16 protein-coding genes and 1 pseudogene are annotated in these 18,635 nt (G+C 67.3%); 10 read left to right on the forward strand and 7 right to left on the reverse strand.

The features are described from left to right. Window positions 1-672: 672 nt before the first annotated feature. Window positions 673-3,273, forward strand: coding sequence for a hypothetical protein (locus tag ACTMS9_RS03225; RefSeq protein WP_441164073.1), 2,601 nt, complete (start codon window positions 673-675; stop codon window positions 3,271-3,273). A 320-nt stretch (window positions 3,274-3,593) separates the two neighbouring features. Beyond that, the gene (locus tag ACTMS9_RS03230; RefSeq protein ID WP_441149077.1) at window positions 3,594-4,784 is read left to right on the forward strand and encodes a DUF6193 family natural product biosynthesis protein; all 1,191 of its coding nucleotides are present in this window, start codon (window positions 3,594-3,596) and stop codon (window positions 4,782-4,784) included. Between the two features lie 132 nt (window positions 4,785-4,916). Here ACTMS9_RS03230 and ACTMS9_RS03235 read toward each other — a convergent pair whose 3' ends face one another. Continuing rightward, a complete protein-coding gene (locus tag ACTMS9_RS03235; protein ID WP_441149078.1) occupies window positions 4,917-5,456 on the reverse strand; it encodes a hypothetical protein in 540 nt (179 codons plus the stop codon). 384 nt (window positions 5,457-5,840) lie between these two features. Between ACTMS9_RS03235 and ACTMS9_RS03240 the strand changes: the two genes are divergently transcribed. Next, the gene (locus tag ACTMS9_RS03240; RefSeq protein WP_441164074.1) at window positions 5,841-8,477 is read left to right on the forward strand and encodes a hypothetical protein; all 2,637 of its coding nucleotides are present in this window, start codon (window positions 5,841-5,843) and stop codon (window positions 8,475-8,477) included. 40 nt (window positions 8,478-8,517) lie between these two features. Further along, entirely contained in the window at window positions 8,518-8,910 is a 393-nt protein-coding gene (locus ACTMS9_RS03245) for a DUF402 domain-containing protein (protein WP_441164075.1), read from the forward strand. Between the two features lie 479 nt (window positions 8,911-9,389). Here the strand turns inward: ACTMS9_RS03245 and ACTMS9_RS03250 are convergent, their stop codons facing one another. Further along, window positions 9,390-9,734: a hypothetical protein gene (locus ACTMS9_RS03250; RefSeq protein WP_441149081.1), complete on the reverse strand. Its 345-nt coding sequence runs from the start codon at window positions 9,732-9,734 to the stop codon at window positions 9,390-9,392. A 244-nt stretch (window positions 9,735-9,978) separates the two neighbouring features. Next, a complete protein-coding gene (locus tag ACTMS9_RS03255) occupies window positions 9,979-10,104 on the reverse strand; it encodes a hypothetical protein (protein ID WP_441149082.1) in 126 nt (41 codons plus the stop codon). An 87-nt stretch (window positions 10,105-10,191) separates the two neighbouring features. Between ACTMS9_RS03255 and ACTMS9_RS03260 the strand changes: the two genes are divergently transcribed. Beyond that, window positions 10,192-10,749, forward strand: a complete 558-nt coding sequence (locus tag ACTMS9_RS03260) for a hypothetical protein (protein WP_441149083.1) — start codon at window positions 10,192-10,194, stop codon at window positions 10,747-10,749. Between the two features lie 799 nt (window positions 10,750-11,548). Next, window positions 11,549-11,845 (forward strand): hypothetical protein, encoded by a 297-nt coding sequence (locus tag ACTMS9_RS03265; RefSeq protein ID WP_441149084.1) that lies wholly within the window; start codon window positions 11,549-11,551, stop codon window positions 11,843-11,845. A gap of 51 nt (window positions 11,846-11,896) precedes the next feature. Here the strand turns inward: ACTMS9_RS03265 and ACTMS9_RS03270 are convergent, their stop codons facing one another. After that, on the reverse strand, window positions 11,897-12,337 hold the full coding sequence (locus ACTMS9_RS03270; RefSeq protein WP_441164076.1) for a hypothetical protein: 441 nt from the start codon (window positions 12,335-12,337) through the stop codon (window positions 11,897-11,899). A gap of 228 nt (window positions 12,338-12,565) precedes the next feature. Further along, window positions 12,566-13,021 (reverse strand): hypothetical protein, encoded by a 456-nt coding sequence (locus ACTMS9_RS03275; protein WP_441149086.1) that lies wholly within the window; start codon window positions 13,019-13,021, stop codon window positions 12,566-12,568. Window positions 13,022-13,541: 520 nt separating this feature from the next. Between ACTMS9_RS03275 and ACTMS9_RS03280 the strand changes: the two genes are divergently transcribed. From ACTMS9_RS03280 to ACTMS9_RS03290, 3 genes and pseudogenes are all read left to right on the forward strand, one after another. Continuing rightward, window positions 13,542-13,943 (forward strand): hypothetical protein, encoded by a 402-nt coding sequence (locus ACTMS9_RS03280; protein ID WP_441164077.1) that lies wholly within the window; start codon window positions 13,542-13,544, stop codon window positions 13,941-13,943. Window positions 13,944-13,974: 31 nt separating this feature from the next. Further along, window positions 13,975-15,120: pseudogene (locus tag ACTMS9_RS03285) on the forward strand (IS3 family transposase). Further along, window positions 15,117-15,515: a transposase gene (locus ACTMS9_RS03290; RefSeq protein ID WP_441164078.1), complete on the forward strand. Its 399-nt coding sequence runs from the start codon at window positions 15,117-15,119 to the stop codon at window positions 15,513-15,515. The pseudogene ACTMS9_RS03285 and the gene ACTMS9_RS03290 overlap by 4 nt, the downstream one beginning before the upstream one ends. A 22-nt stretch (window positions 15,516-15,537) precedes the next feature. Here ACTMS9_RS03290 and ACTMS9_RS03295 read toward each other — a convergent pair whose 3' ends face one another. Beyond that, a complete protein-coding gene (locus tag ACTMS9_RS03295; protein ID WP_441164079.1) occupies window positions 15,538-15,990 on the reverse strand; it encodes an adenylyltransferase/cytidyltransferase family protein in 453 nt (150 codons plus the stop codon). A gap of 198 nt (window positions 15,991-16,188) precedes the next feature. On the opposite strand from ACTMS9_RS03295, the gene ACTMS9_RS03300 reads away from it, so the two are divergent. Continuing rightward, window positions 16,189-16,782 (forward strand): DinB family protein, encoded by a 594-nt coding sequence (locus tag ACTMS9_RS03300; protein WP_441164080.1) that lies wholly within the window; start codon window positions 16,189-16,191, stop codon window positions 16,780-16,782. A 331-nt stretch (window positions 16,783-17,113) separates the two neighbouring features. Here ACTMS9_RS03300 and ACTMS9_RS03305 read toward each other — a convergent pair whose 3' ends face one another. Beyond that, window positions 17,114-17,983: a hypothetical protein gene (locus ACTMS9_RS03305; RefSeq protein WP_441164081.1), complete on the reverse strand. Its 870-nt coding sequence runs from the start codon at window positions 17,981-17,983 to the stop codon at window positions 17,114-17,116. Window positions 17,984-18,635 lie beyond the last annotated feature (652 nt).

Genomic DNA, 18,635 nt, shown 5'->3' on the forward strand with positions numbered 1-18,635 from the left:
GGGAAGCGACATCGTACGTAGCGACCACGTTTCTCATGGCCCGTGCGGCGTCGGCGGCGGTGAAAACTGGTTCTGGCCCACTTCCCTTGATCGGGACTGACGCGATAACGGTCACTTCACCAGTGCCGGGCGAGGGCTGCCCGAGCTTCCCTGGGTCTCCCGGACATCAGGCCGTCCGGACAAGCGGGAAAGCTCAACTGCCATCCACCGGTCGCCGCGCTCCGCTGGCGGTCAGCGTGGGACATAGCCGTTTGCAGAGTGGACCGACAGGCGGAAGCCCATCGACATCCGCTGGTGACCTGGCAGGCCGAGCACGTCGTATGGTCGCACAGGTTTGTCGCTGTGCTCGCTTGCTGAAGGTCAGCAGGAGGCCCGCAGATCATGCGACGCCGACGAGCACATGCTGGCGCGGGCGCTGCCGGACTACGACGACTGAGTCATGGCCGAGGCGGCAGCCACGCTACGGCTTGCTGACCTCGACGACGACTGACAGTCATACGCGCAGCGGGGCGTCGGGCGGGCGTGGTCTCGGGAGTCCCTGTGCCGCCCTCGCGACTGAGCCCGGGTCGAGCGGCCGAACGGTGCGGCGCTTCGGCTGTTTCGGCGCTGCTCGCATCGGTGTCCGCCGGTGTACTCTGCCGCGACATACAAGTTGATCACGGGGGGTGGTCGGTGACGACCGTATCTGTCCTGGCGCGTCTGGCGCTCGTGCCCCTGCTCGGCGGCGCGGGCCTGATGGCCCCGGCGGGATCTCCCGTCGGCGCGGCGCCCACGCAGGCCGCCGCAGCGTCGGCGACGGCGTCCGAGCTGCACGTCAGCAACCAGTACTGCACGCCGGGCGGGGTGACCGACGGCAGCATGGAGCATCCGTTCTGCACCATCTCCGCCGCCGTCGCGGTGGCCCAGCCGGGCCAGACGGTGCTGGTCCGGCCGGGCAGCTACCCGGAGACCGTGGCGATCACCCGGTCCGGCACGGCCGAGGCGCCGATCACCGTCCGCGGGGTCAACGGGCCCGACGGGTACGTCCGCGTCGGCAAGTACAACACGGACGTTCCGGTCGAGGGGACGATCCTGGCGTTGAACGGTGTGCACGACGTTCGGGTCGAGGGCTTCCGGCTCCTGGGCGCCCGGGGTGCCGACGTCGTCACCGTCGCCGGTTCCAGTCGGGTGACGCTCGATGGGCTCTCCGTCGAGCAGGGCAGCTCGGTGGCGGGTATCCGAATCACCGGTCCGGCCCAGGACCTGACTGTCAGCCGTACCTACGTCGACGTCGGTGACCTGCCCGGCCTGACCGTGGAACCAGGCGTTCGTGATCTGACCGTCACCGCCAGCCAGTTCGGCCGGCAGGGCATCGCCGCTACCGACGCACCGGGCCTGACCCTTACCGGCAACACTTTCTTCAGCCTGTGCCGCGAGGCGATCGCCGTGGCCGGCGCCTCACCGGGTGCCTCGATCAAGAACAACGCCGTCCAGGACGCGGTGATCAGCGGCAGCCTCTGCGCAGGCCGGCTCGTCTCCATCTCCGCGGAATCCGTGCCGGGCACCGAGGTCGACTACAACATCATCGATCCGCGCGGCGGGCGGGCACCGTACCGGTGGGCCGGCGTTGACCATCCGGACCTCGCGTTGTTCCAGCAGGCCACCGGCCTGGCCGGGCACGACCTGGCGGCGGATCCGCAGATCCGCTGGGCGTTGAATCCATACGGCCGCCCCTACTACGCGATGTCGATCTATTCTCCCGCCCGGGACTCGGCGGACGACACCGCCCGGGGTGCCACCGATCGGGACCTGCTCGGCAATCCGCACGCCGACGACCCGACGCAGCCCAATACCGGCACCGGGACCGGCTTCCGTGACCGTGGTGCCGTCGAGTTGCAGAACGGCAACCCTAACGTCACCGCCACGCTCCGGCCGAAGGACGGCGGGAGCCCGTTCGACGTGGTGGCCGCGGTGACCGTGCCGACCAGTTGGCCGACGGACGGCACCCGCGGTCGGGTCGCCTTCCGCTTCTCCCCGAGGGGTCTCTGGCGGGTGGGTGATGCTGCATCAGCCGAGTACACCTACCGCCGGGCGGGCCAGGTCTGCGCCGACATCCGCGTCAGCTACGACGACTTCCGCACCCCCTACAGCCACGGCGACGGCATCCGATGCACCGTCCTCGGCTCCCGATACACCCCAGTGCCACCGGTCCGGCTGCTGGACACCCGCGGGGCGGTCGGTACGCCCACCACCACGCCCGTGCCGGCCAACGGCGAGGTCGTGCTCGACGTCCCGCGCATCCAGGAGGTGCTGGCCGCGGACGTCACCGCGGTGGTGCTCAACCTGACCGTGACGAAGCCGACGGCAGCCGGGTTCCTCCGGATCTATCCGGACGGGACGAACCTGCCCGACGTATCGAGCGTGAACTTCGTCGCCGGTGAGACCGTCCCGAACCTGGTGACGGTGCCGATGTCGAACGGGCGGCTGCGCATCCGCCACACCGGCACGGGAACCGCGCACGTCGTCGCCGACCTCCAGGGCTTCTACGCGGCGTCCGGCTCCGGCTTCCGTCCGGTCGCACCGGTGCGCGTGCTGGACACCCGCCACACCGGGTCCACCGCCTTCCCGGCCAACACATCCCGCACCCTCGACCTGACCGGCCGCATCCCAGCGGGAGCCACCGCCGTCGTGCTGAACACCACGGTGACGAAGCCGACCGCGAGCGGAGTGCTGAAGGTCTTCCCGTACGGGACCTCGGTGCCGACGGCCTCGAACCTTAACTTCGTCGCCGGGCAGACCATCCCCAACCTGGTCGTGGCGCAGGTGGTGAACGGCCGGGTGACCGTCCACAACGCCAGCCCCGGCAACACCCACGTGGTGGTGGACCTGTCGGGCTGGTACGGCGGGGGCGCCACCGACCTGTTCGTGCCCACCCCGCTTCAGCGCATCTACGACACCCGGGCTAGCGACGGCTTGGGGGCGCCGATGGATCCGGGGGCGCAGGTGGCCATCGGGCCGTCGGGGCTGCGGACGGACTGGACGCCGCCCCGCACGACCGCGCTGGTGGCGAACCTGACCGTCACCGCGCCGACCGCGAGCGGCGTCCTCATCGCGGGGCCCAACGGCTCGCCGGTGCCGCAGGCCTCGAACGTCAACTTCGTGGCCCGCGAGACCGCCGCGAACCACATGGTGACGCAGGTCGGCACCGACGCCCGCGTGGTCGTACGCAACAGCAGCACGGGCCGCAGCCACGTCATCATCGACCAGGCGGGCTACTTCATCGCCGAGTACTGACCTACGGGAGCCGGAGCCGGCGTCCCTGCGGCCAGCGGGCGGACGCCGGCTCCGCGTCGGCGGTGTCGTGCTGGGTAGTCGTGTACCAGGCGAGGTCCGGATGCCGCCGTACAACTTCGGCGCGGCGTCGAACCCCTCATCATGCAAGCCCTTCGTGCGCGCTTCCGGATGCTGGTGGTCGGCGGCGGCGCGGTCACCAATTCTGGCTATCCGGCTTGCGGGGCAATCTGGTGCCGCAGAACAGCGGCAGGGGTACTGGTTGAGGACTTGGGCTTGAAGCCGCGACAGCGCGGCGAGTGGCAGCTAGGCAGAATCGGTCCGTGACGAGGCGACCTGATCCGGCTGTTCTGTATCCCGACGTGGCAGCCAGGGGCAGTCTCGCTGCCGCGTTGCAGGCCGTGGCGGTCGAGCAAGGGCTTTCGTTCCCAACGGCAAGCTCGGCATCCGATCCCCTGCGAAACACCGTCGTCCCCAGCGGCACGCCGCACCGCGACGATCTAGCCGTGAACGCCTGGCATCTGGAGCGGAGGTGGTCGATCAGCGGTAACGGTTCGGGCCGGAGGAGCAAGCGGTTGATTGGGGGTGACACGCAGGACCTGGCGGAGGTCGCCCGGGCGGCACAGGCGTGGCGTGACGGCCTGCCTTTGGCCGACATCCAGCAGGTGGCGCCGTTCGTCGAGCTGACCCAGCATCCCGAGGTACCGGATCAGAACCCCGACCAGGTGATCGCGTCGAAGTGGCAGTACCTGCGAATGGATGCGCATGATTCGAACTGGCCCGAGTACCGGGCGCTGCTCGAGGCCGCATACGCCGAGCCGAAGCTACGAAGGTTGTACCCGTACACCAGCCACTGGTCCCTGAACTTCTCCGCCAGCACCCTCCTGCCGCACGTCAGCCCGCCGAGGGGCGGGAGCTACGACGTGGTGTCGCCCCGCGGGGTGTTCGTGGCAGAGACGGACCAGCCGGCTGAGGCCCTGGCGCTGGTACTGGACTGGATGCCCGACGACATCAGCCCGGCGACCCCCTCGGACCGCGCCACGGACTGCCGGGACCCACTGTGGGAGGAAGTCGAGCGCCGCTGCGACGCGGAGCACGCGGGGGCATGGCCCCGCTTCTGCATCGAGAACACCTCAGTGCGCGAATGGCAGTTGTTGTACGACCTGGTCAACGGTGAGTCGTGGCCCCAGCCGACGCCGCGCGAACCGAGGTGGACCGGCACGCTGCCGGTCACCTACCTCCCCACATCACGGACCGAAATCTGCTTCGACGTCAACCTGAATGCGGTGCCGGCAGAGTGGCGGATGGAAACCCTCCTCGACTACCTCGAGCACCTATGTCTGAAGGCCAAGTTTCAGGGGCCGATTCTGATGGCACCGGAAAGCGACCCCACCCATCCGGTGCTCGCGTTCTCCCCGCTCCGCGGTACCCGCGTACGCCTGCTGCCGCCGGGCGTCCTCCCCGCCCGCAATCTGCTTCCACAGAGGGCAAGGGACGACGGGGAAACGGTGTGAGAGCCGCCGACGGTATGCCCTGCCCCCGGATGGTTCCCGCAGGCCGGCTGTCGGGTCTCACGACGTCCGTGACAGACCAGTCTCGGGACATGGGTGACACGTCCGGTTAGACGATCTAGGGATGGCGGCAGCTCATAGTACGGTGAAACCGCCGTGGCGGACGGTCTGTCTCAGCCAGTCAAGCCAGGCCCCCCACCGGTCATCCCCCTCCAACTCTGCACGCAGGCTCGGTGACGAAGCCTGATAGCAGTCGAGCGCTTCGTCGATCTCCCTCGGTCCTACCAGCCAGGGACCGTTGCTCGTCAGCTTGAATTCTGGGATACCAAGCATTCCAGGGATCGTCTGGGCCGAGGCCGCCCGTTCGGCCTCGTTGTACGCGTCGCGCCGACTCTGATCAGCAGACTGCCAGTCGTCGATGCCCTCGAACGGCCAGGCGGGGAAGGGCTGCGGGGCTGCGTGGTAGGTCATGCCCGTGCGGCGCATACCGTCGCGGCAGAGGGCCATGCCGGCGATGTTCAGATGGAACTGATAGGCAGCCGCAAGCGTCTCGTACTCGTTCAGGCATGGAGGAGCGTGCACGCACAGGTCCCCCAGATCAGAGCACGCTTCGAAGCGCGAGCGAGCAGTGGCAGCAGGTTCGGGTAGATCAGCCCACTCAAGGTCGTAACTCATGAGACCCCTTCGCTGCCGGCGCAACGGCCAGCGCCCGGCGTCATGACATTCTGACGAGCAGCAGTCGGGCAGCACACGGCGGTGTGTCATCCAGGTCCTGATACCGATCTGTCACGCAGGTCCCGAGACCGCACATTCCCGCAGGCCGGCCGGGGCAGGCGACTTATTCCGTAATGCCTAGCTGCGTGCGATCGTCGAAGGGCTCGGCTGGGTAGATCAGCTCGCCCTCCTGGCGGTTGCGTCATCTGGCGGTCATCGTCGGCTCAGTGATCGGCGATCTTCCTCGGCGTTGTCATCTTTCTGGCCGTTCTGCGGGACTGCCGGTGCGGGTCGCGTGAGGTGTACGCTCCGCCGATACATGATCACCTTGTTCGGGGGCGGTAGATGAACGGCCGGTTGTTGTCGTTGCTCGCGGTCATGCCGCTGGTGGTCGGCGGTTTTGGCGTGGTGGCCCCGACGGCGGCGGTGTTGCCGGCCCTTCCCGCAGCGGCGGTGACGACCGGTGCCGAGATCTATGTCAGTCGTGCCCACTGTGTGGCCGGCGCTGACGGCAGCCCGGAGTTGCCGTTCTGCTCCATTTCCGAGGCGGCAGCGGTGACGCAGCCGGGCCAGACGGTGTTGGTCCAGCCGGGGGACTACCCGGAGACGGTGTCGATCACCCGTTCGGGTACGGAATCCGCGCCCATCACGTTCCGAGCTGTCAACAGCCGCGCGGGCGTCGTCCGTGTCGGAACCATCGGAGGCATGCCACCGGTCGCCGGACACATCTTCTCCCTCACCGATGTACATGACGTCGTCGTCGAAGGGTTCACCCTGAACTCCGCGCCGGAGCGTGGGTCGCTGCTGGTCGACGGAGCAGACCGGGTGGTCCTGGACAGGCTGGCGGCGGCCAGTTCCACGGGCTCCACCGAGTTGCGGGTCACCGGCGGCTCGACGAACGTCACGATCAGCCGCAGTTACTTCGGCACGGTGTCGGGTGCCGTGGTCGTCATCGATGGCGGTACCACGGACGCGGTGGTTACCGGTAACGAGCTGGCGCTCGGCGGTCTTCTGGTCAATGACGCCCCGCGTGCCGTCATCACGAACAACACGATCATGACGTTTTGTGTGGGCGGCATCGACATCGCGGGTGTTTCGCCGGGTGCGTCTGTCCGGAACAACATCGTGCGAGTCGGGAAGTGGACTGCCGGCTGCGCGACGCCTCCTGCGGCCGTGTCAGTGTCCCCGGCATCGACGGCGCGGAGCGTCAGTGACTACAACCTCATCGCCGCCACCACGGCGGGTCCGCTGTACTCGTGGGACGGCACCGACTATTCGACGCTGGCATCGTTCACGCAGTCGACCGGACACGGCACGCACGACATCGTCGCCGACCCGCGCATCCCTGCCGGCCCGTCCCTGTACCAGCGTGGAGGTTACGCGCTCGATCCGGCCTCACCCGCTGTCGACTCTGGTGACCCGACCGCGCCGGGCGTGACCCCCACGGACATGTTCGGCAACCCGCGCACGGACAACCCGGCGGTCAGCAACAGCAGCGGCGGTTACCTCGACCGCGGCGCGATCGAGCTGCAAGGCCCCGTGACCGGCACCGTGAACCTTCGGCGTAAGGCCGGTGCTGGCCCGATGGACGTCACCGCCATTGCCGTCCCGACCTACGCCTGGCCCACGAGCGGCTCCGGTGGGAGCTTCTCGTACAAGTTCAGTGACGAGCGGTTCTGGCGCGTAACCAGCAAACCCACCCTCGACCACACCTATCGCAGGGCCGGGTCCGTCGGCGTCGACGTCTGGGTCAGTTTCGACGGGTTCCGCACCGCGGGCGGATACGGGCGACTCGGATACGAGCAGCCCGGCCTGTCGACCGTCGTCGGCGCCCTGTACACCCCGCTGCCCCCGACCCGGCTGCTGGACACCCGCGCCGCCATCGGCACCCCCACCACCACCTCCCTGGCCCCGAACGCTGAGATCGTCCTGCCGATCACCGGCACCGGACAGGTACCCACCGGCGACCTCAGCGCCGTGGTGCTGAACGTGACCGTCACCCAGCCCAGCGCCGCCGGCTTCGTCACCGTCTACCCAGACCAGGGGACAATGCCGAACACCTCGAACGTCAACTTCGTCGCTCGAGAAACCGTCGCGAACCTGGTCACCGTGCCGGTCACCAACGGCAAGGTCCGTTTGCGCAACAGCGGCGGCGGCACGGTCCACCTGGTCGCCGACCTGCAGGGCTTCTACGGCCGTGAGGGCTCGGGCCTCAAACCCCTGTCACCGGCCCGGGTGCTCGACACCCGCACGACGGCGGCGGTCCCTCCGAGGGCTGAGCATCTCTTGGACCTGTCGGCCAAGCTGCCCGTCCACGCCACCGCAGCGGTCCTCAACGTCACCGTCACCCAACCCGCGTCCACCGGGGTGCTCACCGTCTACCCCTACGGCTCGACCGCGCCGGTCGCCTCCAACCTCAACTTCGTCGCCAAGCAGACGATCCCGAACCTGGTGATCGTGCCCGTGCGCAACGGCAGGATCGTCATCCGCAACGCCAGCGCCGGCAGCACCCACGTCGTGGCCGATTTGGCCGGCTACTTCGGGTCGGCAGCCTCCGGCGCGACAGAGCATTACGTGCCGTCAGGTCCGAGGCGAATCGTGGACAGTCGGACCGGCACGGGCCTGCTCGGTCGCCAGCCCGGCCCCCTGCACAAGCAGGAGTCCGCATCGTTCTACGCCCGGTACTACGGGGACATCCCAGAAAACATCGACACCGGGTGCAACATCAACTGCCCTCGACCGAACGCGCTCGTGGGCAACGTGACTGTCACCGGACCGACCGCACCCGGTGTGCTCACCGCGTACCCCTATCTCACGACCCGACCCACGACATCGAACGTCAACTTCATCGCCGGAGAGACCGCCTCGAACCTCACCCTCACCAAGGCCAACCAGGCGTCGCTCACGGTCTACAACGGCAGCTCAGGCAGCACCCACGTGATCATCGACCAGAGCGGATACTTCATCACCGCCGCGCCCTGACCGCCGGCACAGGAGCCGGAGGACCCGCCTCGCTGATGCAGTGGCTACGCAGTTCCTACAGCGACGGCATCAACAGGGCGCCTTCCACGGCTGGTACGTCAACCTTGAGACGCCGTATCACCGGCACCCCGATGGCGTGGACGTCACCGACCTCGTCCTGGACATCGTCGTGACTCCGGACCGGCAGTGGGAGTGGAAGGACGTCGACGAGTCCGACGGACGTATTGGACACCTTCTCTACTTCGACCGTGCTACGGCCGCCGCCGTCCGTGCCGAAGGAGAACGGCTCACCAAACTGATCGCGGCAGGCGACTCTCCCTTCGACGGCACCTACACCGACTTCCATCCGGACCAGCGCTGGCCGACGCTGCGGCTCCCGGCGAACCTCGACCCGCAGCCAGGCCCGCCGAGAAGCAGGTCCCTCCGGGGGTAAGGCCTGTGTCGAAGGGGATCACAGCCACTCGTTGATGGCGGCGAGGTGAATAGTGGCCTCAGAGTGCACGGCCAGCTTGATGAACTGCGGGCTGTCGCCGCGGTTGGCCGACGATCAGCACGATGGCGAGGGGCTTCTGGCAATGCTCGCAGCCCAGGTGTAGCTTCTCGGTCAACCCACCGCGAGACGGCCCGGTTCATGATCGGCCGGCTCGAAGACAAGCCGCCGGGCGGTTCAGCCTGCAGATCCCCTTTTTCCGCGCCCCCACAGCATGCTGATGGGCACGGCGCTGGTCGAGTCCACCGAGACGTCCCAGGTGATCCTCCCGGCCGGGTCGGCGAGAGCCTGCAGCGCAACCAGCGGGTGCTGGTGCAGCCGGGGGACTAGCCCCTCGTGGTGCCTGGGCAAGGGGAGCGCGCCCCACCCGTCCTCGGCGATCTCTTGAGGGAAGGCCGGGGTGTGGGGCGGAGCCCCACGGCTTACCGGGTGGGCGGAAGGACTCCGTCGGCGGTGTATCGCTCTCCTTCGTCGCCTTGGAGGGTGGCCCGCAAGTCCTCGGCAAGGGCTCCGAACTCTCGGTAGGGGTCGCTGTCGAAGTGGCCCTTGATGTTGATGCCACCTTCGAACCAGGTCAGCGAAACTACGCTTCCGTCCGCGCAGGTGTACTCGAAGATGGGCTGACGGTCCTCATCCCAGCCGAGCCATCCGCCTGCCCTGAGCGCGGGGTTGCTTCCCGCGTAGGGCAGCCATTCCTCCAGAGCAATGGGGTGCTCTTCGCTGTCGTAGTACTCCTGGGCTCGGCTGATGTGAATCTCGTATCCCACGCTTCCTCCGCGTAGTGAGCTGTCCTGCCTGGGAGAAGCGCAGGATACCGGCACATCAGTTGCCGGCCGGCCGGCCCGGCCGATGCCGGCCGCAGGTCGCCAGTAGGCCGGGGCCGGGCCGGTGCTGCCCGCTTGCGGGCCGCCTTGATCCTCGAAGAGGTCAATTCGGCAGTATCAAAGGCCTACGCGCGCCGTCACCGCGTGTCCCAGCATCGAGCCGTGTGATTAGGAGCGCGCGGGGCGCTCAAGCTGGCAACGTCTGCTCGGCCAGTTGAATCAGCACCACCGCTGTCCCGTTCTCGGGCTCCACGTCGGCGGTCCGGATGACGGCCTGCGCCCTCGTCTCATGCCGGTTGGCGTCCTGCTCCATCCTGTCGAGTCGGAGGCTGTTGCTGTCACTCGTTGCTAATGATGTCTGTCAGGATGTCCGCCGGACGGTGGTCGGAGGAGGCGAGCGGTGGGCGAATGGTTCGAGACTATTGCCGACGTCGAGGCAACCCCCGAAGAGGCTGACCATCTGGGGGCTGAGGTGCTGTCGTGGCTGGTTGAGCAGGGCATCGTCATGGCCGAACCGACGGACTGCATCCTCGGCAACCAAGGGCACCGCCCCGGGCCGAACTACGCCGCCGCGACCGTCGAACCACGGGATGACCTGCACGAACTTGCCACCAACGGATTCCGCCTGGTTACGGGGCAGTCAGTGTTCTACTCGATGGGCGTCGACCAGGTCGTCTGCCCGCACTGCAAAGCAGTTGTGGTGGACGACCCAGACAAAGATTCTTGGAGCGACTTCTCACCGGTCATCGATGAGTGGTACATGGGTGGGACCGGCGTGCGTGCATGCAAGCACTGCGGCAAGCCTGTCGGAATCAACGAGTGGGGATGGAGCCCGCCCTGGGGCTTCGGCTACCTGGGATTCGAGTTCTGGAACTGGCCCATGCTCGACCCTGGCTTCGTCGCCGGCGTGTCCAACCGGCTGGGCCACCGGACCGTCCAACCATGCGGAAAGCTCTAGCCCCTGATTGCAAAGATCAAGCGCCCTGTCCGCCGGCGCAGGTCAGGGCTGGTGAGCTACCCCTGACCCTGCTCATGCCGTCGGTTACTGTCGGGCGGCGTCGGCTCTGGCTGGTGTACTTGGCTGTACGGATGGCTGTACGACTGCTTGATGAGAGGGCACTTGTGCGGGGCGCGTACGAAGGCGATCAGGTGACTCTCACTCTGAACCGCGATGAGGTCAGCCGCCTGGCGGCAGTCTTGGCGGAGGCAACTTCTGTTTCATCCCGTGCCGAGTTCTTCATTCGCGTCGGCTGTTCACTGCCGAACGTTGAAGCACTCGTGCAAGAGCTTGAGTCACTGGCAGTAAGTCGATCGACCGCCTTTGAGGTCCAGCTAGTGGCTGGCGTAGAGCGAGAAGAGAACCCAGCTCGGCCGAGGCAGTGAACGGCAGAACACTGACACTGGCATCAAGCCCCACGCGCACCGTCCGTTTGGAAGTGCGTGCTCAACCGCTCGTGATGCCCGAAACGCCTGCGGTGCAGGGGTGCTAATTTGCGTCTGGTGCTCGCTCGTGACCGCTGTGCCTCGCGGCTACTGGCCCGTGGATGGCCCATCATGGGCACGCCACCGGCGCGTCGGCGGGACCTCCTCGGTCAGGCAGGCTTGGCCTTGGCGCGACCGGGGGTTCTCGCGTAGCCCTCGCGGTGCCTGAGCGAGGGGAGCCGCCCACCCGCTCTTCGCTGATCTCGGAGGGAAGGCCGGGGTCCGGGGCGGAGCCCCGGCAGTAGACCTCCCGACGTCACATCTACGGTGAAGTCGTGATCGACATGCAGGTGAGGACAGAGCAGGGGGCGATCGTCGCCGAGGGAAACCGCGGCTTTGACTGGTCGCAGGACCTCATCGATCTCGACCGGTCGGCCTACCCCATGCTCAGTGGGCTCTGCGCCTTCCTGGACACGATGTTCAACCTTCGTCAACTGCCGTCCCTCCTTGACGAGTTGGACCGCTTGCCGTCCGGCGTTGCGCTGGATGACGAGAGCCGAACGGAGATCCGCCGGCTCTGTGAGGTCGCCCAGATGGAACCCCATCGCTATCTGTGGTTCCTAGGCGACTGAACCTGTCGCAGCCGCCTGCCAGTTTGAACAGCGGGCCCGCAGCGGTTGAGCTCAGTCTTCGACGCTTGCGCCGTGGTTTTTACATGCTTCGACGAGTTGAGGAATTACTTCGCTCAATCGGCGTTGGGGAAGGTCTGCTCCGGGAACGGTTGGGTCCCGTCGTGGGTCCTGTGCCCGATGCACGAAGCCGGCTGCTAGCACGCCCTTGTCCTTGAGGTCGTCATGCTTCGAGTTCTGGAACAGTCGGCCCACCGTCGTGACCTCATCAAAGGCCACGTTCTCGCCGCGCTCGGCTTGGACAAGCACGCCGGCGGAGTGGCATGCGATCACACCCGGGTCGTCGTCCTCCCGCCGGTCGACGAGCCAGTACGACGCCGCGCCGGCCGGCAGCAGGACGAGGAGGGCGAGGGCGGTCACGATAAGGGTTCGTTTGCGGCGGCGCGCCGTTGCACTGGTGTCAGGCCGGCTGGGACCAAGTTGCTGGTCGCTCATACAGATCTTCTCTTTCGTCTCACAAGGGTGGCTCCAGCCGGGCATATCTGTCGAGGGTGGGGCGGACCAGCCTCGTCGGCGGATCCGCCCCTTGGTGTCACTAGCCGATGGCGATTTGTTCGCGGGCATCTAGCAGCCCGTTGGCGGACCTGGGTATATGTACACGGTTCGCGTCGAATTCGCCCTTGCCAGTACGTCAGGCTTGCCGTCGCGGCTGAAATCAGTGGCCTAGGGTGCGGGATGCTCGAGTTGTGTGCGCACGAGCAGGAACTGAGGGGCGGGATCGTGCCCGTCGGGGTAGCCGATCAGCGTGACGGAGCCGATGGTGTGCTTGTCTGCCCAAGCGCAGACATCGAAGTTGACCCCGTCGGTTTTCCCGCCGCCGCAGCGCGCCTCTCCGCCCAGCGGGCCTGGTGAGGTCGGCTTGATGTCGGTCAGCTTGTAAAGGCCGTCGAACACCACGTCGAGTGCCGCGACCGGGTCGGTCACCGTCCCGGACACTCCGCTGACGAGGGCGGTGTACTTCTCGTCGGTGGAGGTGTAGGCGACGCCGACCGCGCTGCCGGGATCACCGGCAAGGATGGTCTTGAAGTGGGCCATGTTCCGTTGGGCGTGCCCGTGCAGGATGCGACTTTTCGCCTCCTGCCAGGAGCCGAACAGGTTTTCCTGCTTGTCAAGACGCATTACGACACCTGCGGAGGCGCTCGGGGATGTGTCTAGCCGTGTCTCGGCGGAGGGCTTGCCCGTGTCCGATTGCGGCGAACAGGCCGTCGTCGCCGTGAGGACTGCGGCAGCCAGCACAAGTCGGTGTCTTGCCTGCTTCGAGGTGCTGGCCAACCAAGTTCGCGTCATCGGTCTTCCTTGTCCTGCTGAAAGATGGCAGCGCAGGATACCCCTCTCCAACCGCGTCAGGACTGCCATGGCCAACCCGGGCACTCCCCAGTCAGCGACTGTCTCGGTTGCTCATGCCGCACATCGACCTGAGGCGGCGACTCCGGTCACCTTCGGTGATCTTGAAGGTCGTTCTACGGGCGCTTGGGGGATTTGTGGTGTCAAGTTGTGACGGCCCCTTACGTGCCGCCGCGAGCGTTCTCTAGGGTCCCGGTCCATCTGCATATTGATCACGGGAGCTGTCGTGGGTGGTTGGGTGGGGCCTGGTCGGGCGGCGCGGGTAAGACGCGCTGCTAACCGGTCAGCTGTGGTGGTGACGGTGCTGCTGACTGCGGTTGCCGGTGGGGGTTCGGTCGTGTCGGCTGTCCCGGCGGTGGCTTCAGCCCCCGTCGCGGAACACCTGCTGGACCCCGGGCTGGTGGGGGATAGCCCTGAGACGGAGGCCCTGGCCGCTGCCGATCGATTGGGCAGGCCGGTCGAGGTCGCGGGCTCGAAGACGCAGTCCTCACGGGTGTTGGCGACGCCGCAGGGTTCGCTGCTGCTGGAGTCCTACCCAGTTCCCCGGTGGATCGATAAACACGACGGCTCTGGGTGGCGCCAGGTCGACACGACCCTCGAGAGCACACAGTCCGGTGTCGTCGCGCCGATTGCCACCTTCGCCGACAGTCGGTTTTCCCCGGGACTGCCCCCAGTTCGGTTGACTCCTGACCTGTGAGGATGCGTTCCTCGCTGGAAGGATGTCTGCCATGCCGAAAGCGTTCCCGCCGGAGTTTCGCCGTGACGTGGTCGCGGTTGCCCGCAAGGGCGAGGCGCCCATCGCCCAGATCGCGAAGGACTTCGGGATTTCCGAGTCGTGCCTGCACCGCTGGTTGAAGATCGCCGACGCCGACGACGGGATCCGCCCCGACACCACCAGCTCTGAGTCGGCGGAGCTGCGGGAGCTGCGACGACGCAACAAGCTGCTGGAGCAGGAGAATGAGATCCTGCGCAGGGCGGCGGCGTTCTTCGCCAAGGAGATCGCCCCAAAATGACGTACCCGCTGGTCGGTGACCTGGCCGCGGACGGGATCCCCGTCGCGGTGACCTGCCGGGTGCTGGGCTTCAGCAAGCAGGCCTACTACGCGTGGAAGAACAGCCCGGTCGCCCGCCGGGACCTGGAAGACGCCTATCTGATCAACGCCGCTCTCGACATCCACGCCGACGACCCGGCGTTCGGGTACCGGTTCATCGCGGATGAACTACCTGCCCACGGCATCATCGCCGGCGCCAACCGGGTGGCCAGGCTCTGCTCACAGCAGCGGATCTGGTCGGTGTTCGCCAAACGCAGAGGCCTCACGAGAAGGGCCGGGCCGCCGGTGCACGACGACCTGGTGCAACGCCGTTTCACCGCCGACGCGCCGAACCGGGTGTGGCTGACCGATATCACCGAACACCCCACCGGCGAGGGCAAGCTCTACCTGTGTGCGATCAAGGACGTGTACTCCGGTCGGATCGTCGGCTACTCCATCGACTCACGGATGAAGGCGTCCCTGGCCGTCGCGGCGCTGTCGAACGCGGCTCGCCTGCGCAGCCCGGCCGGCACGATCGTGCACTCCGACAGGGGCAGTCAGTTCCGGTCCAGAAAGTTCGTGAAAGCGTTGCACCGCAACGGATTGGTCGGCTCGATGGGGCGCGTCGGCGCCTGCGGTGACAACGCGGCGATGGAATCGTTCTTCGCCCTACTGCAAACGCAACGTCCTCGACCGGCAACGCTGGCACACCCGCCACGAGCTACGCCTGGCGATCGTGACCTGGATCGAACGCACCTACCACCGGCGCCGACGGCAAAGACGCCTGGGCCGGCTTACCCCGATCGAGTTTGAGACAATCAACAGGCCCGCACACGCGGCTTGAACCACTCAACCCCGCGAGTCAACCGAACCCGGGGCAGTCCCAACCGGCACCGGCTCTCCAGAGCCGGGAACCGGCGCATCAACCGGGCGCTGCACATCATGGCCATCGTCCAGCTGCGCCGTGACACCGAAGGACGCCGCTACTACCGGCGCAGACTGGCCGCGGGCAAGACCCCGATGGAGGCCCTACGGGCACTGAAGCGGCGCCTGTCCGACATCGTCTACCGGCAGATGACAGCCGACGCGAAGCTGGTCAGGACGGGTCCGGGAGGACACGCGGGGGCGACTCTGCAATCCAGCGCGGCCGACCCAAACCCCGAGATCGACACTTCGGAAAAGTCACTTCCCGGACCCGCCACACCCCAGCCTAGAACATCCCTCTTGATCATCACTTGACACAGAGGGGTGCCAGATCCGGTCATTCCTTTCGCGAGGCGGCCGCGTCGAGCACCCGCTGGATCAACTGGGTGGTTGAGATTCCTCCCGTGCGCCGAACGTAAGTGAGTTTCCCGGCTGCTGCAGCGGGCCCGTATACGAACTCGGCCCCCTCGGGCGACAAGTCGTCGCCGTGCACCACGGTGGTGATCCCGTGTTCGGCAAGAAACTCTTCGGTCACTTGGAGCGGGGCGTCCTCAATCACCTCGTCGACGTACCTGCACGACTCGATCACGGCGACACGCTCGGCGAGGGTCATGATGGGACGACGCTTGTAAGAGGCTGCGGTGTCGTCGGACAGCACGCCGACGACCAGCCAGTCACCATGGCGGCGCGCCTCCCGGAGGAGCGACACGTGGCCCGCGTGGAACAGGTCTCCAACCATGTCGACGTAAACCCGCGATATGGCAGCCGCACCCACGTCTGGGTCCTCCACAACAACTCACCTGCTCCTTCGCCCACACCAGTCGCGGTCGCTCACCGTTCTACCGGACGAGACCGCCGAGGCGCGGACATCGGCAAGACCGAGTGCGTCTTGATCGACCGGCGGTGACTCTGCGTGACGCGCTGTCGGCGGCAGATCCGGACGTCTTCGCCTCGCCCGCCCTGGCGCGGGTAGGGCAGGGTGAACCGTATGAGCGAGGACCCGAAGCAGCAGTTGCATGACTACCTCACAGAGACCCGTGACGCGGTGATCTGGAAGGCCGAAGGGCTATCGGAGTACGACGTGCGCAGGCCGCTCACACGTACCGGGACCAACCTGCTTGGACTGATCAAACACCTGTCGATCGTCGAGGCCTGGTACTTCGGGAAGACCTTCAAACGCCCGTTCGCGCCGCATCTGCCGTGGTGGGATGACGACGCGCCAGAAGGTGCCGACATGTGGGTGAACGCTTCGGAGAGGCGCCAGGAGATTCTCGATACCTACCAGGCTGCGATCGCGCATGCTAACGAGACGATCCGCTCGCTTGACCTCGACGCTCCCGGGCACGTGCCTTGGTGGCCGCGACCAAACGTCACGCTGCACGCGATGCTGGTCCACGTCCTCACAGAGACCGCTCGCCACGCTGGACACGCCGACGTCCTGCGCGAGCAACTCGACGGGCGTACCGGGATGCGCTCCGGCAATCTGAACCAGGAGCCGCACGATGAGCAGTGGTGGGCCGACTACCGATCACAAATCGCATCCGCAGCGCACTCCGCTGTTCGAAGTGAGCCGCCTCGCTGATCGCTCCAACCTCAGAGTCGCCGACTATCCAAGATCGACGATCTGTCATCGGCAAAAGCGGATGCGCCGCCATGCCGACGGCGCATCTGCTTCGTCACGGAACGTCACGACGGCCACCGACACTACCCATGGGTCCCGCTGAGGCACCGCTGGTCGGCTCGGGGAGCGGTTGGAGGTGGAAACTGCTCGCTCTCATCTCAGCGTCCGTCTACACGACGCTGTGCATGTTCAGCTGTACCTGGCTGGGCACGTTGGCTCGTACGCCGACAATGACAGCAGTGGCGGGGTCCGACGGTCATGGTCGGACCCCGCCTCACGGATGTTGTGCAGGTCAGGCAGCGGCGGCTGCCGGGGACGCCGTCCGCCTGGGCCGGGTGGTGACTCGGCCGGTGCGGGTCCGGATGCGGTGCACAGACTGGTTCTGCAGGTACGCGCGGGTCTTGGGGGACACGACGCTGGTGAGCAGTCCCTTGGCCAGGGCGTCGGCGAGGCGTTCGTCGATGCCGTTCATCCGCTTGCGCAGCGCGTCGACGGTGATGCCCAGACGCGCGGCGATGGGCTCGATCGCCCGCTGCCCGAGCCGCAGGTCGATGTAGGGGTCCAGGTCGGTGTGCTCGAGCAGGCCGAGGCGGGCGGCACGGCGGACGAGCAGGTCGGGGTGGCCGTAGGGGACGTGCGGGATGCGGGGGCCGGTGAGGTGCTCCACGTGCTCCACCGGCACCGCGGTGCCCGTGCGGCGCAGCAGTTCGTGTCCGGCCCGCCAGCCGGCCATGCACAGCGCCGCGTGCGGGGCGGGCTTGGCCAGATCGACGCGGTCGCGCAGAGCGGTGAGGAACCCGGTGAGGATCTCCGCGTCGAGGTCGGCGGCGTCACCGGACCAACCGGCGTGCAGTCGGCCGGCGTGGCGGCGCAGCGCGGGCATCGCCATCGCCACCGCCGCGATGACCCAGGACGGTCCGTCCAGGCGGGCGCGGCGGACCAGGTCCCGCCACACCGCGTCGCGCGCGGTGTAGGCGCGGGGATGGCGCAGCAGCCACTCCCGCAGCGCAGGGAGTGTCATGACCCCGCCCGGCAAGCCGGTGTCAGGTCCGAGGGTGTCCAGGTCGAGTGTCATCGGGTCGGGGCCGGTGGTCAGCGCCGCGAAAGCGGCGTCGACGGCGTCCAGCGGCGAGTCGGGCCAGTCCGGGTTGGACACGGTCATGTCCACACACTCCCTACAGAAGAAGGTCGTCGATGATGCGCCGAGGTGGTGCCACCCCCCGGCGCGGAAGACATCGATTGCGCCACGGCGACCTCGCAGACCTCTGACATCCCAGGCCAACGCCCCGATGACACCGTGTCCGCCCGCCGATGCGCCGACCTGATAGACACCGGCGGCCACCGGCGCCGACTCTGACAGCGGGCTGACAAACTGGCCTTGACCTGCGCGTTGACACCACCCAGCCCGGTGGTCACACCAGCCGCGCCGGCGGATCTGACAGCCCGGCCGCGCCCGTCAGAGGGGTCTGACAGCGGTATGACAACCGCGCCGTGACGCCACGGCGGTGTCTGAAAGCCTGCCGCTGTCAGACGCCGCCGCCTGACGGCGGCCCGGTGTCTGTCACGGCGGCACTCCCGGCGGCGAACCGCGATCTGACAGCGGCACCGCCGGATGACACGACGTCGCGGCGCTGTCATCGACAACACTGCGTGACCGCGCCAGACCTGACACGCGGGCCCTGGCGCGACGCCGCGCCGGTCTGACAGCGCGGTCCACGCACCAATGTCATCGGCATCCGTCGTTGCGCCGGGCAGGGGATGCCCCTCACCTTCCGTCACTATGAGCGGCGACGACGGCCCCGGGGCGTCGGTCT

It is taken from the genome of Micromonospora sp. L31 (assembly GCF_052068075.1).
Classification (GTDB): domain Bacteria; phylum Actinomycetota; class Actinomycetes; order Mycobacteriales; family Micromonosporaceae; genus Micromonospora; species Micromonospora purpureochromogenes.